This window comes from Algibacter miyuki, assembly GCF_030409805.1.
GTDB lineage: Bacteria > Bacteroidota > Bacteroidia > Flavobacteriales > Flavobacteriaceae > Algibacter > Algibacter miyuki.
In genome coordinates this window covers 912,600-928,986 of sequence record NZ_JAUFQP010000007.1, presented here as the reverse complement: position 1 = coordinate 928,986, position 16,387 = coordinate 912,600, and the positions used below count along the sequence as shown (strand labels likewise).

Sequence of the window (16,387 nt, the reverse complement as noted above, 5' to 3'; positions counted from 1 at the left end):
AAAATATTCAAAAGATGAAAAATATATATCAAATTGTCCTAATAATAGGTACACTGTTTTTATGCAGTTGTAACGAGACAGACCGGATTGACTTTTTAGATGAATCGTCGGATGTTCCCATGCAAGTTACAGACTTGGTAATCACACCTACCCCAGGTGGAGCCATTTTAACTTACAATATTCCCGAAGACCCTATTATTTCATATGCGAAAGCTATTTATGAAATACAGCCCAATGTATTTAGAGAAGCAAAAGCATCCCGTTATCTGGATACTTTAAAACTGGTGGGATACGGAAATTCAGACGAACATGAATTAAAGGTAATTACCGTAGGAAAAAACAATGTAGAATCAGTGCCTTTAGTAGCTACTTTTCAACCTTTACCTCCTCCAGTGAAAACAGTGTTTGAATCACTTGAAATAAGATCTACTTTCGGCGGTGCGAACGTAAAATTTAAAAATGATACGCAGGCTAACCTTACTATGGTTATGTTAGTAGACTCAACAGGTACGGGCGAATGGGAGCCGGCTACTACGTTTTACACCGCTGCAGAAGAAGGGGATTTTTCTGCTAGGGGCTTTCCTGTAAAAGAAATGGAATTTGCTTGTTACATTAAAGATCGATGGAACAATAAATCGGATACGTTAATAAAAACATTAACGCCTCTGTATGAAGAAGAAATATTAAAAGATAAATGGGAATGGACACCACTTCCAGGAGATGCTCAGTACAATGCGACCTATACACCCGTTTATCTTTATGACAACAAAGTTGCAAAAGGCAATCTTTTAGCAGCCGAAGATCAACCCATACCTCACGCGTATACATTTGATTTTGGTGAAAGTATAATTCTTAGCCGAATGAAATTGTGGCATCGTCCAGGTTATGAATATGTTGAAGCACCAAGATATATAGAAATTTGGGGAACTAATGATCCTTCTCTAGATGGCAGTTGGGACAACTGGGAATTGCTAGGCGCCTTTGAGTCTTTTAAACCTTCAGGACTTCCTCTTGGAACCAAAAGCCCAGAAGATATTACCTATGCAAGTAGCTTGGGGGAAGATTTTGAATTTGAAGTTGGATTACCAGCAATACGATATTTCCGTCTCAAAACAATTGAAGCCTGGGTGCCCGGTAGTGGAAAAGTTCAGATTAGTGAAATTTCTTTCTGGGGACAAGTCAATTAACTACTAACTTTAAAAAATAAATATGAAAAATATTTCGTTTATAATAATCATTTTTAGTCTTGCCCTTTTATGTTGCACTAGTTGCTCTAAAATGGAAGATTCGTATGAAGAGTTTGTTGTACCCGGTGGTATTGTTTACCCTGGAATTGCCGTACAACCAACAGCTTATCCAGGAAAAAACAGAGTAAAAGTGTCTTGGTTAAAAAATGTTGATCCTAGTGTGACACATGCTCAAATTTTTTGGAATAATTATCAAGATTCGCTTCATGTTCCTATGCCAACTGGAACAGATTCAATATCTGTTATTATTGATAATTTACTAGAAAACACCTATACCTTTTTCATTCGTAACTACGACAGCGAAGGAAACATTTCTGTTCCAGTAGAAGCTTTTGGCGTTGCTTATGGAGAAAATTACGCCTCCTCTTTAAGGAACAGACCTATCATAAAAAACGTGATGGATGCTAATGGGCAAGTTTTTATCAATTGGGGAGAACCTGATTTATCAAAAGGTTTTATTGCTACAGAAGTCAAGTTTACAGATATGGATGGTCAGGAAAGTATTCTATCCTTTGATGAAACTGAAGAAAATTCACTTCTTGAAAATTACGACGCTAGCATGCCCTATCAATATCGATCACTTTATACGCCCGACCCGTTAAGTATTGATACTTTCGCCACGGAATATGTGGACAACCCTGAAGCGTATTTCCTTTTGGATAAGACGACCTTCAGCGTTACTGATTTTTCAACGCAACACAATTCTAGTGAAGCCAATAGAGTCACTAATGTTATTGACGGCAATCCGGGTTCAAGATGGCACACTCACGCTAGTAATTCAAGCTACCCACATTTTGTTACCGTTGATATGGGATATGAAGCAACCATTAGTGGGTTTGAAATTTTCAGAATGACAGATGATGATAGAGCTTGCGACACCTTCCAATTATTAGTTAGCGCTGATAATGAAACCTGGGAAGATTTAGGCGAATTTAATTTTAACAGGCTGACCAATGAAGGTCAGTTTTATGAAATTGCGTCTATGCCAAAAGCCAATTATTTTAAATTCGTGGCATTAACGGGGCCAGAAGATTATTTCGTTATCGGAGAGATTAATGTTTATGGTAAAGTGGAGTTGTAAAAACATTCAAGCATCTTCCAAAATTTTAGCTCATTTGATTATAAGGGTAAAACCCTTATAATCTTATAAAGATCATAAAAAAAATCTCTTTTTGCATAAAGCAGAAAGGGATTTTTTTTGCACCTCTAGCAAAGCACTTGTAAGTTAATTTTTACTCCAAAATGCTTACTTTTAAGCTCTATTTTATTTTTATATAAATAAAACCGATAGAATAAACACATTATTTTATGAAAAAATCACAGCACTCCTATATGTTTAAAACCGCATACATTCTGTTCCTTTTAGTTTTAGTCTCCTGTAAATCAACCACTAAAAAGCACCATATTACTTCGGATGAAAAACAACCTAATGTCCTCATTATTTTAACCGACCAACTTAGAGCGCAATCTACAAGCTATGCCGGCGACCCCAATGTAAACACACCACACCTCGATAATTTAGAAGCCATAAGCGTCAACTTCAAAAATGCTGTATCGGGCATGCCGGTTTGTACACCATTTAAAGCTTCGTTAATTACAGGGCAGCGTCCGCTAACAAACGGCGTTTTTATGAACGATGTTCAACTCGATACTAATGCTGTTTCCATGGCAAAAATTTATAATAAAGCAGGCTATGACACTGGGTTTATTGGCAAGTGGCATATCGATGGGCATGGAAGAGAAAGTTTTATTCCACCTGGAAACAGAAGACAAGGCTTTCAGTTTTGGATGGCTAATGAATGCACGCATAACTACAACAGTTCAATCTATTATGATAATAATGATCCAACGCCTAAAACCTGGAATGGTTATGATACCTTCGAACAAACAGACGCAGCGATTGATTATATCAATTCAAAAAAAAATGTAAACAATCCCTTTTTATTAATGCTTTCTTGGGGAACGCCACACAACCCTTATGATTCTGCTCCAAAAAAATATAGAGATATGTTTAATCCGGACGACATGGAATTAAGGCCGAATGTACCAGAAAATATAGCAACCAAAGTAAGAAAAGATATTGCAGGTTATTATGCACATATAGTTGCTTTAGACGATATGGTTGGGGAATTAATTCAGGATCTAAAAAGTAATAACCAATTAGATAATACCATAATTGTATTTACTTCCGATCATGGCGATTTACTAGGTTCACAAGGAGCTTATAGAAAACAACAACCTTTTGATGAATCGGTTCGAGTGCCTATGCTTGTTCATATTCCTAAATATTTAGGTATAAAACCCGGTAAGCGAGAAGCCATTTTAAATTCCGAAGATATTTTACCAACCTTATTAAGTTTATGCCAAATCAATATACCAGAACCGATTGAAGGCATTAATTACAAACCTTATATGGAAGGTAAAGATGATACCGTTGGTAAAGAAACTATAATAACATGTGTGCAACCGTTTGGCGAATGGAACAAGCCAAAACGCCAAGGTAGAGAATACCGAGGTTTGGTTACCGAAAAGTACACCTACGTAAAAGATTTAAATGGTCCTTGGTTACTATTCAATAACGAGGAAGATCCACACCAAATGAATAATTTAGTAAACAAAACTGATTATGCCGTACTACAATCCGATTTAGATAGCCGTTTAACACAACGATTAAAAGCTAATGGGGATCAATTTCTTCCAGGCACACATTATTTAGATAAATGGGGCATTAAGGTTGATCACTTAGGAACAGTACCTTATAAGAAGCATTAAAAAACTAAATTTAATAGAAAATAAAATTAAAAAGCCCTTTAAAAACGTTGTTTTTAAAGGGTTTTTGGTACTCAAGGCGGGAATCGAACCCGCACTCCGAAGAATCGGATTTTGAATCCGACGTGTCTACCAATTCCACCACTTGAGCATTTGGAGCAGCAAAAATATAGATTTTTTCGATATATCACCCAAAAAATACGCACCAATATACATTTTAGGTAAAAATAAATCCATAAATTTGCACCTTGTTTAAAATAAGCGGTGCTTAAGCACTATAAAACAGCACAACAACCATGCCCATAGTAGTAACAGAAGCTAAAATTTTTGCGTGTACTCAAAGTAAAGTCCTTGGTGAGAAAATCGCTAAAGCATACGGAGCAGAACTAGGTAAAGTAATTACCTCAACCTATAGCGATGGAGAATTCCAACCGTCTTACGAGGAGTCTATACGTGGAGCTCGTATTTTTATCATAGGTTCAACAAACCCTGGTCCAGAAAACTTAATGGAAATGTTGTTAATGATTGATGCAGCAAAACGCGCATCAGCAAGACACATTACAGCGGTTTTACCATATTTTGGTTGGGCAAGACAAGATAGAAAAGACAAACCAAGAGTGCCAATTGCAGCAAAATTGGTGGCAAAAATGTTAGAAGCAGCAGGTGCAACACGTATCATCACCATGGATTTACATGCTGACCAGATACAAGGTTTTTTCGAAAAACCAGTAGATCACCTTTTTGCATCCACTATATTTTTACCGTACTTACGCAGTTTAAACTTACCAAATTTAACTATTGCATCGCCAGATATGGGAGGCTCTAAAAGAGCTTATGCCTATTCTAAAGCATTAAAAAGTGATGTAGTAATTTGTTATAAACAACGCGCAAAAGCCAATGTAATTTCACACATGGAGCTTATTGGTGATGTAACAGGAAAAAACGTTGTATTGGTAGATGATATGGTTGATACAGCCGGAACATTAGCAAAAGCAGCCGATTTAATGATGGAACGTGGAGCATTAAGCGTTAGAGCTATTTGTACACACCCTATTTTATCAGGTGATGCCTATAAAAAATTAGAAAACTCAAAATTAGAAGAACTTATTGTAACCGATTCTATTCCGGTAAAACCATTAAGCGATAAAATTCGTGTATTAAGTTGCGCAGATTTATTTGCTCAAGTTATGGATAAGGTACACAACAATACGTCTATTAGTTCAAGTTTTGTAATGTAACATTTCCCCGCAAGGGAAACCAAATTAGAATATTAATTTAATATATATAAACAAGAATGAAATCAATTACAATCAACGGATCTCAAAGAGAAAGCGTAGGCAAAAAAGCAACAAAAGCCTTACGTAATGCTGGTCAGGTTCCTTGCGTATTATACGGAGGAGACAAGCCAGTGCATTTTTCAGCACAAGAATTAGCTTTCTCAAAACTAGTATACACGCCTAATGCGCATACAGTTGTGATTAAATTAGATAGCGGCGAAACTTTAAACGCTGTATTACAAGACATTCAATTTCACCCAGTAACAGACGGAATTTTACACGTAGATTTCTATCAGTTATTTGAAGACAAAGAAATTGCATTAGATATTCCTGTAAACTTAGTAGGAAACTCTAAAGGTGTTAAAAATGGTGGTATCTTACGTAGAAACAACCGTAAATTACGTGTTAAAGCACTTCCAGCAAACCTTCCAGATTTTATTGAAGTAGATATTACTCCATTAAAAATTGGTGATAAAGTTGCCGTTAGCGAATTAGCAAACGAAAAATACACTTTCTTACATACTGATAACACAGTTGTATGTCAAATTAAAACATCTAGAACAGCAGTTGTTGAAGATGACGACGAAGAAGAAGGTGCAGAAGCTCCAGCAGCAGAAGCAGCTCAAGAATAGAACATATTCTTATCATAATACAAAAAGCATTCTGTTAATTCAGGATGCTTTTTTATTTTTACCAATAATAATTATAATAATTTGGGCGTTCCCCGAAAAGGGTCGGGCTTTCCGCTACAAGTCCGCGCTCTTCCTGCGTCAGGCTGTGGGCTTTTCACTACAATCCCTAACGCAAAGGCCACTTTATTAAAAAAAGGAAAGCACCAAAAATTAGTACCATATTTATTATGTTTGTTAAACAAAAACACCAAAATGTGGTCATTTTTATTAAAACTATTCAGAAAAGAACATAACATAGAAGCGCAAAATCCTATGAAAAAATATTTAATAGTTGGTTTAGGAAACATTGGATCAGAGTATGAAAACACTCGCCATAACATCGGTTTTAAAGTTTTAGATCACTTAGCACACCAAGAAGACCTTACCTTTACCACACAAAAACTAGGCGACCTAACCACCTATAAATTAAAAGGACGCACCTTTATTTTACTCAAACCAAGTACCTACATGAATTTAAGTGGTAAAGCCGTGCAATACTGGCTTACCAAAGAAAAAATTCCATTAGAAAACTTACTTGTAATTACAGACGACCTCAACTTACCCTTCGGAAGTATACGCGTAAAAACCAAAGGTAGCGATGGTGGCCACAACGGATTAAAAGATATCCAAAGCACACTAAACACCACAAAATACAACCGTTTCCGCTTTGGTATTAGTGACGCCTTCAGTAAAGGTAAACAAATAGATTACGTACTTGGCGAATGGAGCGACGAGGAAAACAAAACTCTAAAAGAACGTTTAACCAAGTCTATAGAACTTATTAAATCCTTCGGTTTAGCAGGAATGAGTAACACCATGAATAGCTTTAACGGAAAATAAACAACGTATTATTCAACAATAATTTTTCGGGTAGATTGTTTAAAACCATCATTTACACTTAAAATATACATGCCCGATTGCGCATTATTTAATTGTATCATATCGCTAACGTTTCCGTTGCCCTCAAAATTATTACTATAAATTGAGCGACCTCTCATATCAAAAACCTGTACCTCAATATTACTCGATACTGTAGAAAGCTTAAAATTAAACTCACCCTTATTTGGGTTTGGAAATACTTTTAAATCTTCAAACTCAAAAGTGGTCATACTTAATGGCTCTGTGGTGGTGGTACAAATTTCAATATACCAAGAATTTAAAAACCCCTCATCATTAGCACCAACATCGGCTACACCAAGTCGCCATATACCTGAAGCGTCTTCGCCATTAAAAGCAGACAATGCATTTCGTGCCTGATACACCTCATAAGTATCCATATTAGAGCAATCTATTTCCGGTGCATCATCATCAAATTTCACCTTTAAATTTCCAGCAGAACAGTAAAACGGCAGCATTAAATCAACACTATCAAAATCTGGATTAAACAAAGTCACTTGTAAGTCACCATGACTCGTATGAGTAAAATCGACCCCCACATTAATATCGGTTATTACTGTAGATTCCGTTACAAGTAGTTCGCTAAACACAAAAACCGCCGTATTATCAGGGATACTCAAATTAGGCGACACAGTATATTGATTGCAAGTCTGCGTTACCGTGTAACCAATAGCAAAATCTTCAGAATTTATAGCGAAAAACACATTTCCTACAGCTTCAACCATCACCCTACAATTTGACTCTGTAATATCTGGCACTGTAATAGTTTCCGAACCATCGTTACTCACATTTGTGGCCAACTCAATAGGATACGTTAATCCACCATCAGTAGATAAAAGGATATTTACATTAGCCGTATTTACACCATTTCCGGTAGTTCCTGCAACATCCCAAGTAATGGTTTTACTCTCGCCACCAACCCAACCAATACCAGCTGTATTTTGTGAGGTTACCACAAAAGGACCAGCTGCTGAAACGGTTGTTATAACCACATCTGCCGAAGCCGTCCTACCATAAGCAGCATTATCTCTAACGGTCAATTTAAAATTGATATCACGACTTACCGACGCTAATTTTTCCCAAGTAGTAGAACCATTTGAATAAATAAGATCTTTTAATTCAGGGATATAACGCGTCGCATTTGTTGTTCCTTGATAAGAACGCACTAAAGGACCACCGCTCATATCACTTTCCGATGGTAAACCAGCATTTCCTAAGTCGTATTGTTCCCAAGTGTAGGTGTGCGATGCCGTACCATCTGCATCAGTTGAGGCTCCTATAAGTTTATAAGGTGTAGAAATAGGAATAGTATAACTACCTGCTGAAACAACTGCCACTGGCTCACTGTTTCCGCTTGTTGTTTGTGTAGCACAAGCACCACTACCTGTAGCAATATGTGCCCAAATCATCTGTAAACTTTTTTGATGAAAATAATCATCACTATTACTTTGTACATTCTCCGGACTGCAAAGTCCTGCGTAGGCCATTATCGTGCTTCCACTTCCTGGCTCGTACGCATTAGAATTCGTTCTATTTCCATCGCCACATTGGTTTTGCTCACTGTTAAACGTATGCGGAGCTCCTAATTGGTGTCCCAATTCATGAGAAACATAATCTACATCATAAGCATCACCAACCGGTGAAGTTAATCCTGTTACTCCCCTTGCTTTAAAACCAGAAAGACACGCTGAACCTAAATCGGCTACACCACCACCACCAGTGCTAAACACATGGCCAATATCATAGTTGGCATCACCAATAGTATTATCTATTTCGGTTTGATTTTGCCCTAATAATGTTTGCCCGTTATTGTTATTAAAACTATCGCTATCTATAAAAATAATATCCTTATTATTGGGTACAAATTCAAAATGTAACGATAATTCACGCTCGTAAATACCATTAACTCTAGTCATGGTTACCATCATAGCATTCATAACCGCATCTTTTTTATCAGCTTCAGAATCTCCACTTGTTAAGCCTGCAGCCTCCCAATGAAATTGAGAATACTCCACCGTACTCGCTAAAGCAATTCTCAATGTTCTAATAAATCCATCATTTAAAGCGACAGCAACACCTTTTGTTCCTGCTGCTTTTTCAAAAATTTCATCCGTCTCAAATTCACATAAAAAATGATCTTCTAACTGTGGTAAATCTTTTTTTCCATACACTAAGTAATCAGATTCACCATAACTTAATGGATCTATATACTGTGTTCCTTCCCCTGGAGACATAATCATGGTGTGTAAACCTTGCGGTGTTATACTTAACCGGATGGTATTTTCTGGGTTGTCTATACTTTTACCAACATAACTTCTGGAGTTAGGCATGCTAGCCTGAAGATCGGGGTGCAAAACAGAAGCTTCTTCAATTTGAAAAGCCTCAAAACCACCATTACTTACAGGGAAACTTAATATTACATCAGAATTAGAATGCACCTGACGTTGCGGTGCATTTTTCAAATACGCTTTTAAGCCCTCAATATCTAAACTGTAATTTAATGCTTTTTCTGGAGTTGATTTTCTTGGTGTTTGTTTTGAATTTGCCGACCTACTTTGACTCGTTTTTGTCCACAACGTTTCCCCATTCTGGGCATAACCAGCAACAGAAAACAAAAAAACTAACAATAAAAAATGTATCGATTTGGGGTATAAATGCTTCATTTGTTATTTTTTTAATAATGTTCTAGCAATAAAAATAGCGTGTTATATTAGCATTAGCAAAAAAATAATAGAATCATTTCAAATAAGAACATTTCAAAAACGCTTTGTTTTACTATTTATTTCGTTTTATAATCTTACAATCCTTCATTTTTCAATCTAAATTGATCCTTTCAATAATGGTTTTATACAGACTTAATAAGTAAATTTGTGGAAAATTGATACGTTGAAATTAAGCAACTCTACAGACACTATTAAAGATCAAGATACCATTGTTACTATTGGCACCTTTGATGGTGTGCATATTGGGCATCAGAAAATAATAAAACGATTAATAGACTCTGGTAACTTACAGCAGTTAAAATCGGTTATACTCACCTTTTTTCCGCACCCAAGAATGGTGTTACAAAAAGATTCGAATATAAAACTGATTAATACGATTGATGAGCGCCAAGATATTTTAGAGGCTTTGGGTTTAGATTATTTACTGGTAAAAAAGTTCACAAAAGAGTTTTCTCGCCTTTCGGCAGAAGATTTTGTGAAACAAATTTTAGTCGATAAACTCAATGCTAAAAAAGTTATTATAGGGTATGACCATCGTTTTGGAAGAAATAGAAATGCCGATATTAACGATTTAAGAACTTTTGGCAAACGTTATGGTTTTGAAGTTGAAGAAATTTCAGCTCAAGACATTGATGATGTTTCGGTGAGTTCTACAAAAATCAGAACCGCTCTACTAGAAGGCGACATTACCAAAGCTAACAACTATTTAGGCTACCCATTTATGTTAAATGGCACCGTTGTAAAAGGCAAAGGCTTGGGCAAACAACTAAATTACCCAACTGCAAATATCCATGTTGAAGAAGATTATAAACTCATCCCGAAACAAGGCGCATATATTGTAAATACCACTATAAATAACCAATTGGTTTATGGTATGATGAATATTGGCACCAACCCAACGGTAAACGGAAACAAACAAACTATAGAAGTTAATTTTATAGATTTTGATAAGGATATCTATGATAAAAAACTTCAAATAAACTTACTAAAACGTATTCGCGACGAAGAAAAATTTGAGTCTATAGATGCCTTAAAAATGCAACTCTCCAAAGACAAAACCGAGACTATCGATTTTATTAAAACCCACAATGCTTAATAAATTCTTATTTAAACATATAGACAATTCAGCATTAATCGTTTTTCGTATTATTTTTGGATTGCTTTGTTTTTTAGAATCTGTTGGCGCCATTTTTACGGGTTGGGTAAAAAAAACCTTAATCGATCCCAAGTTCACTTTTTCCTTTATTGGTTTCGAGTGGTTACAACCGCTTCCCGGAAACGGCATGTATTTCTATTACGCTGTTATGGGCCTTTTTGCACTGGGCGTTATGGTTGGTTACAAATACCGTTTTAGCATTATAGGGTTTACCTTAATGTGGGCAGCGACGTATTTTATGCAAAAATCGTCGTACAATAATCATTATTATTTACTGATGTTATTGAGCAGCATTATGGCTTTTATGCCTGCAAACCAGTATGCTTCCGTAGATGTTCATCAAAACCCAAGTCTCCAACGTTTTTCCATGCCGCAATGGTGTAAATGGGTATTTGTGCTACAACTTTTTATTGTTTACACGTACGCATCGGTAGCAAAATTATATCCCGACTGGCTAGACACCATAGTTATTGAACTCTTAATGCGGAGCAAAAAAGATTATATTTTAGTTGGCGAATTACTGCAACAAAAAACAGTACATTATTTTCTGGCTTATGGTGGCATTTTGTTCGATGGTTTAATTATTCCGTTGCTCCTTTTCAAACCCACGAGAAGATACATGTTTTTTATTTCGGTGTTTTTTCATTTATTTAACTCTGTCGTATTTCAAATTGGCATTTTTCCGTTTTTATCATTAGCCTTCACCCTTTTCTTTTTTGAACCTCAAACCATTCAGAAAATATTTCTAAAAACGAAGATGTTTTACAATAAATCGGCTGTGATTCTTCCGAAGAAAAAAAACATTTTAATTTCATTATTTGCCATATACTTCATTATTCAAATAGGTTTACCGTTACGCCATCATTTTATTGAAGACAACGTACTTTGGACAGAAGAAGGTCACCGTATGTCTTGGCGCATGATGCTTAGAGCAAAAAGTGGAAGTGCCACTTACAGTATAAAAAACAACACTACAGGCAAAAAAAACATTGTTAAACTGAACGATTATTTAACTCCAAAACAGAGACGAGCGGCAACAACAAAACCTGATGTGATGTGGCAATTTGCACAACACCTTAAAGAAGAACACCAAGCTAAAGGCGAAGATATTTCGGTTTTTGTAAACGCGAAAGTAAGTGTTAACGGCCGGCCATATAAACTATTAACAAACCCAAAAGTAGATTTAGCAGCCATAGATTGGCAAACAATAAAGCACAGCGATTGGCTTTTAAAATCGGATTTAAACTAAGGTTTCTCCACTAAAATCTACATTTTTTACGGCATTCTAAATACTGAAAAAGACTCACGGCCAACCCTCAAAATTCATTTAAAAAGTTCTCAATTCTATATTCGTAATAATTCGTGAAATTCATGACTTTTAAATCCTCAAATTTATTCGCAATTCCCTAAATTTGTTGCTTAAATATTAAGCAAATGCTACAAGTACCTTTTATTAGAGAGAACAAAGATTTAGTTATTAGCCGATTGGAAAAGCGAAACTTAGATGCCACAAGTATGGTAAACGAGGTGATTTCGCTTGATGAAGACCGTAAGCGTATTCAAACCGAACTGGACAACACTTTAGCCGAATCCAACGCGATTTCTAAAGAAATTGGAAACTTATACAAATCGGGAGAAGGGCAAAAAGCCAATATTCTTAAAGAAAAAACGACGCAACTTAAAGAAGCATCGAAAACACTTGCCGATACACTTAGTAACACTGTAGATGCTTTAACGGAATTACTTTATAAAATACCAAATGTACCAAACGCGATTGTTCCTGCAGGAAGCACCGATGAGGATAACGAAGAGATTTTTAAAGAAGGGGATATTCCTGTATTGCACGACGGAGCGTTACCACATTGGGAATTAGCTAAGAAATACGACATTATAGATTTTGAACTTGGTAATAAAATTACAGGTGCAGGATTTCCGGTTTATAAAGGTAAAGGCGCACGATTACAACGTGCTTTAATTGCTTATTTTTTAGATAAAAATACAGCTGCTGGTTACACCGAATACCAATTACCACATTTAGTAAACGAAGCTTCGGGCTTTGGTACCGGGCAATTGCCAGATAAAGAAGGGCAAATGTACCATGTTGGTGAAGATAATTTATATTTAATTCCTACTGCGGAAGTACCAGGAACCAATATTTTTAGAGACACCATTCTTGATGAATCCGAATTACCTATTGGTATTACAGGTTATACACCGTGTTTTAGACGTGAGGCTGGAAGTTACGGTGCGCACGTAAGAGGTTTAAACCGTTTACACCAATTTGATAAAGTTGAAATTTTACGTGTGGAGCATCCAACGCAATCTTACAAAGCTTTAGATGCTATGGTGGAGCATGTAAAAGGTATTTTACAAGAATTGAAATTACCATACAGAATTTTAAGACTTTGTGGAGGCGATTTAGGCTTTACCTCTGCTTTAACTTACGATTTTGAATTGTTTTCTACCGCTCAAGATCGTTGGTTAGAAATTTCTTCAATTTCTAATTTTGAAACTTTTCAGGCGAACAGGTTAAAACTTAGATTTAAAAATGCAGAAGGTAAAAATGAATTAGCACACACTTTAAACGGTAGCTCTTTAGCTTTACCAAGAGTACTTGCTGGTATTTTAGAGAATTACCAAACTGAAGCCGGCATTGAAATTCCAGAAGCACTACAAGCTTACACAGGTTTTAAAATAATAGATTAAGCTAGAAATAACATAATACATATTTAAAAAAGAGGTGTTTCTCAAAAAGCACCTCTTTTTTTAATGTAAAACTTCACGATTTACTTTGATTTTATCGATTAAGTGTATTAAAAACACGATTTAAAGCATAAAACTAGTGAGTTTCTTTGTGGTATCGAAAATATTTTTGACTTTGCAGGTACCAAACCTACTAACCCTTTTTTCGATTATGAAAAACACACTTAGAATAGTCCTACTTATGGCATTGGCTTTTATCGCTTTTGAAGTTTTGTTTACAGATTTCGAAATTTCTAAAAGCGAACAAAAAATCGCCATAAGCCACCATAAATAAAACATCACCTCTCTAAAAATTAATCAAAGCAAAACATGATAACCTCATGTAGAACATGTCCCCAATTAAATATGATCTAGTTTTTGACAAACAGTACGTTATAAAACTTTATTTTGGTTGGTTATGCCCGAATTTACATTCGGGCATTTTTTTTTGTTATACTCTAACTCCCTCTACATAAAAGACTTTAAACACTTGTATGGTTTTTGTATAGGTCTATTTTTCTACTAAACACCTATATTCCAAAATCTATTTTTATAATATAGCAAAACCATTTGTTTTTAAACAAAAGAAAATAAACAACTAAAACGGACATTATCATTATATTTAAAAACTGCATATTAGGGCTTATTCTTTCCTGTTTTGTATTAACGAATCTCCATGCACAACTTGGGTTTTGCAATGGAAATTCTGGCGATCCAATTTTTACAGAATCTTTTGGCTCAGGCACTTCAAATAATCCATTACCATCTAGTGTTACAACATACTCCTACTCTAATAGTTTTCCTGGTGATGGCTTTTACACCGTGGGAAATGGTACTATAGGAAATGGTTTTGATTGGCATCAAATAGAAGACCACACAAGTTTTGATACTAACGGCAAGTGTTTAATTGTGAATGCAGCCACAGACCCAGGCGAATTTTACAAAACGACTATAACTGGCCTTTGTGAGAATACGACATATGAGTTTTCGGCCTGGCTAATAAATTTAGTTAAAGCTAATAGCTTTTGCGCAACACAACCCGGAGGTACCATACCCATTAATGTAAGTTTTGAAATATGGGATGCCACTGACGCTAACCTATTAGCCAGAGGTGTTACCGGTAATATAGCAGAAACATCTAACCCAAATTGGGAGAAATATGGTTTAGTTTTTGAAACGCTTGCTTCTCAAAATACCGTTATATTAAAAATGATAAATAATGGTGTTGGCGGTTGTGGCAACGATTTAGCCATAGATGATATTGAATTTAAATCTTGCGGAGATTACGTAACAACCACAGAACCATCAAACAGTAACGCAGTGAGTTTATGTAGCACAGAAACACCTTATAATACCACATTAACAGCCACTCCTGATTTTTCTGTTTACAGTACTCATTTTTACCAATGGCAAATCAGTTATGATGGTGTTATTTGGAATGATATCACTAGTGAAACAAATGCTTCACTTCCCGTATCCATTTCAGCAACCAGTTATTATAGAACTAAAATTGCACAAGTAGCTATTAATTTAAGTAATCCTCAATGTGTTTCATTTTCAACAGAATATAAAGCTGAAGTTGCTATTTTACCACCTACTCCAACACTTTCATGCTGGCAAACAGCAACATTAAATAGTACAACATGTGATTGGGATATCACCGGAACACAACCTATCCAACCAACTTTAGAGTGTTGGCAAAATGCCACTTTTAATACAGCAACCTGTTCTTGGGATATAACGGGAAGTCAAGCCATAGCTCCAACAACAGCTTGTTATGAAACTGCCACATTTAATACTTCAACATGCGCTTGGGATGTTACAGGAACGCAACCCATTCAACCAACTTTAGAGTGTTGGCAAAACGCCACTTTTAATACAGCAACCTGTTCTTGGGATATAACGGGAAGCCAAGCCATGGCTCCAACAACAGCTTGTTATGAAACTGCCGCATTTAATACTACAACATGCGCTTGGGACGTTACAGGAACACAACCCATTCAACCAACTTTAGAGTGCTGGCAAAACGCCACTTTTAATACAGCAACCTGTTCTTGGGATATAACGGGAAGCCAAGCCATGGCTCCAACAACAGCTTGTTATGAAACTGCCGCATTTAATACTACAACATGCGCTTGGGACGTTACAGGAACACAACCCATTCAACCAACTTTAGAGTGCTGGCAAAGTACGACTTTTAACACAACGACATGTTCATGGGATATTTTTGGAGATCAACCCGGATTTATTTTTGAGAATGATATTGAATTATGTGAATTTCAAACGTTGATTTTGGAGCCCGAAACAAGTATTGCAAATGCCTCCTATTTATGGAATACCGGTGAAACAACTGAAACGATAACTATTGATTCTTCAGGTCGTTTTTCTGTTGAAATAACCGGAAATATTTGCGATTATGAAACCCGAATTTTTAATATTTCAACCGCAGAAACGCCACTTATTGAGACTGTAACATCTCATGGAAATGATATTGTTATTTCAACCTTAAACATGGGTAACTTTCTGTATTCCATTGATGGGAATATTTTTCAACCAAATTCTTATTTTTATAATGTTGATGGCGGACTTTACACGATTTACGTAAAATCTCAGAATTGTTCAGATATTGTTACACAACAGTTTCTTCATTTTTATATTCCGAAGTTTTTCACACCGAATAACGATGGAATTAATGATAGCTTCAATCTATCCGGTATCGAACAGTACAGCGCATCGGAAGTTTCTATTTTCGATCGCTATGGAAAATTATTAAAATTCGCTAAAAACAGTGCTTTTGAATGGGACGGGACTTATAAAAACAACCAATTATCTACCGGTGATTATTGGTATGTAATTATTATTGATGGGCAAAAACTTACCGGACACTTTACATTAAAACGTTAAA

Annotated in this window: 12 protein-coding genes and 1 tRNA gene; 11 read left to right on the top strand and 2 right to left on the bottom strand. The window is 35.9% G+C overall.

Annotation, left to right across the window (positions count from 1 at the left end):
* The first annotated feature begins 14 nt into the window (after positions 1 to 14).
* The 3 genes from QWY92_RS07010 (at position 15) to QWY92_RS07000 (ending at position 4,019) form a co-directional block, all read left to right on the top strand.
* Positions 15 to 1,187 (top strand): DUF5000 domain-containing lipoprotein, encoded by a 1,173-nt coding sequence (locus QWY92_RS07010; protein WP_290269693.1) that lies wholly within the window; start codon positions 15 to 17, stop codon positions 1,185 to 1,187.
* A 22-nt stretch (positions 1,188 to 1,209) separates the two neighbouring features.
* Positions 1,210 to 2,328, top strand: a complete 1,119-nt coding sequence (locus tag QWY92_RS07005) for a DUF4998 domain-containing protein (RefSeq protein ID WP_290269692.1) — start codon at positions 1,210 to 1,212, stop codon at positions 2,326 to 2,328.
* 227 nt (positions 2,329 to 2,555) lie between these two features.
* The gene (locus QWY92_RS07000) at positions 2,556 to 4,019 is read left to right on the top strand and encodes a sulfatase family protein (RefSeq protein WP_290269690.1); all 1,464 of its coding nucleotides are present in this window, start codon (positions 2,556 to 2,558) and stop codon (positions 4,017 to 4,019) included.
* Between the two features lie 65 nt (positions 4,020 to 4,084).
* On the opposite strand, the gene QWY92_RS06995 is transcribed toward QWY92_RS07000, so the two are convergent.
* Positions 4,085 to 4,167, bottom strand: a tRNA-Leu gene (locus tag QWY92_RS06995).
* Positions 4,168 to 4,312: 145 nt separating this feature from the next.
* Between QWY92_RS06995 and QWY92_RS06990 the strand changes: the two genes are divergently transcribed.
* From QWY92_RS06990 to pth, 3 genes are all read left to right on the top strand, one after another.
* Entirely contained in the window at positions 4,313 to 5,254 is a 942-nt protein-coding gene (locus tag QWY92_RS06990) for a ribose-phosphate pyrophosphokinase (RefSeq protein WP_290269689.1), read from the top strand.
* 56 nt (positions 5,255 to 5,310) lie between these two features.
* Positions 5,311 to 5,925, top strand: coding sequence for a 50S ribosomal protein L25/general stress protein Ctc (locus QWY92_RS06985; RefSeq protein WP_290269687.1), 615 nt, complete (start codon positions 5,311 to 5,313; stop codon positions 5,923 to 5,925).
* A 252-nt stretch (positions 5,926 to 6,177) separates the two neighbouring features.
* Positions 6,178 to 6,804 carry an aminoacyl-tRNA hydrolase gene (gene pth / locus QWY92_RS06980; RefSeq protein WP_290269686.1) on the top strand — a complete coding sequence of 209 codons (627 nt, stop codon included), beginning with the start codon at positions 6,178 to 6,180 and terminating at the stop codon, positions 6,802 to 6,804.
* Between the two features lie 8 nt (positions 6,805 to 6,812).
* Here pth and QWY92_RS06975 read toward each other — a convergent pair whose 3' ends face one another.
* A complete protein-coding gene (locus QWY92_RS06975; RefSeq protein ID WP_290269685.1) occupies positions 6,813 to 9,524 on the bottom strand; it encodes a reprolysin-like metallopeptidase in 2,712 nt (903 codons plus the stop codon).
* Between the two features lie 223 nt (positions 9,525 to 9,747).
* On the opposite strand from QWY92_RS06975, the gene QWY92_RS06970 reads away from it, so the two are divergent.
* From QWY92_RS06970 to QWY92_RS06950, 5 genes are all read left to right on the top strand, one after another.
* Positions 9,748 to 10,680, top strand: coding sequence for a bifunctional riboflavin kinase/FAD synthetase (locus tag QWY92_RS06970; RefSeq protein ID WP_290269684.1), 933 nt, complete (start codon positions 9,748 to 9,750; stop codon positions 10,678 to 10,680).
* Positions 10,673 to 11,989, top strand: coding sequence for an HTTM domain-containing protein (locus QWY92_RS06965; protein WP_290269682.1), 1,317 nt, complete (start codon positions 10,673 to 10,675; stop codon positions 11,987 to 11,989). Before QWY92_RS06970 ends, QWY92_RS06965 begins: the two co-directional genes overlap by 8 nt.
* Before the next feature lie 185 nt (positions 11,990 to 12,174).
* The gene (gene serS, locus QWY92_RS06960; protein WP_290269679.1) at positions 12,175 to 13,446 is read left to right on the top strand and encodes a serine--tRNA ligase; all 1,272 of its coding nucleotides are present in this window, start codon (positions 12,175 to 12,177) and stop codon (positions 13,444 to 13,446) included.
* Positions 13,447 to 13,654: 208 nt separating this feature from the next.
* A complete protein-coding gene (locus QWY92_RS06955; protein WP_290269678.1) occupies positions 13,655 to 13,777 on the top strand; it encodes a hypothetical protein in 123 nt (40 codons plus the stop codon).
* A 527-nt stretch (positions 13,778 to 14,304) separates the two neighbouring features.
* On the top strand, positions 14,305 to 16,386 hold the full coding sequence (locus QWY92_RS06950) for a T9SS type B sorting domain-containing protein (RefSeq protein WP_290269676.1): 2,082 nt from the start codon (positions 14,305 to 14,307) through the stop codon (positions 16,384 to 16,386).
* The last annotated feature ends 1 nt before the right edge of the window (position 16,387 follow it).

Coding starts and splice junctions, on each gene's coding strand:
- QWY92_RS07010 (WP_290269693.1), top strand. CDS start 15: ATGAAAAATATATATCAAATTGTCCTAATAATAGGTACACTGTTTTTA.
- QWY92_RS07005 (WP_290269692.1), top strand. CDS start 1,210: ATGAAAAATATTTCGTTTATAATAATCATTTTTAGTCTTGCCCTTTTA.
- QWY92_RS07000 (WP_290269690.1), top strand. CDS start 2,556: ATGAAAAAATCACAGCACTCCTATATGTTTAAAACCGCATACATTCTG.
- QWY92_RS06990 (WP_290269689.1), top strand. CDS start 4,313: ATGCCCATAGTAGTAACAGAAGCTAAAATTTTTGCGTGTACTCAAAGT.
- QWY92_RS06985 (WP_290269687.1), top strand. CDS start 5,311: ATGAAATCAATTACAATCAACGGATCTCAAAGAGAAAGCGTAGGCAAA.
- pth (WP_290269686.1), top strand. CDS start 6,178: ATGTGGTCATTTTTATTAAAACTATTCAGAAAAGAACATAACATAGAA.
- QWY92_RS06975 (WP_290269685.1), bottom strand. CDS start 9,524: ATGAAGCATTTATACCCCAAATCGATACATTTTTTATTGTTAGTTTTT.
- QWY92_RS06965 (WP_290269682.1), top strand. CDS start 10,673: ATGCTTAATAAATTCTTATTTAAACATATAGACAATTCAGCATTAATC.
- serS (WP_290269679.1), top strand. CDS start 12,175: ATGCTACAAGTACCTTTTATTAGAGAGAACAAAGATTTAGTTATTAGC.
- QWY92_RS06955 (WP_290269678.1), top strand. CDS start 13,655: ATGAAAAACACACTTAGAATAGTCCTACTTATGGCATTGGCTTTTATC.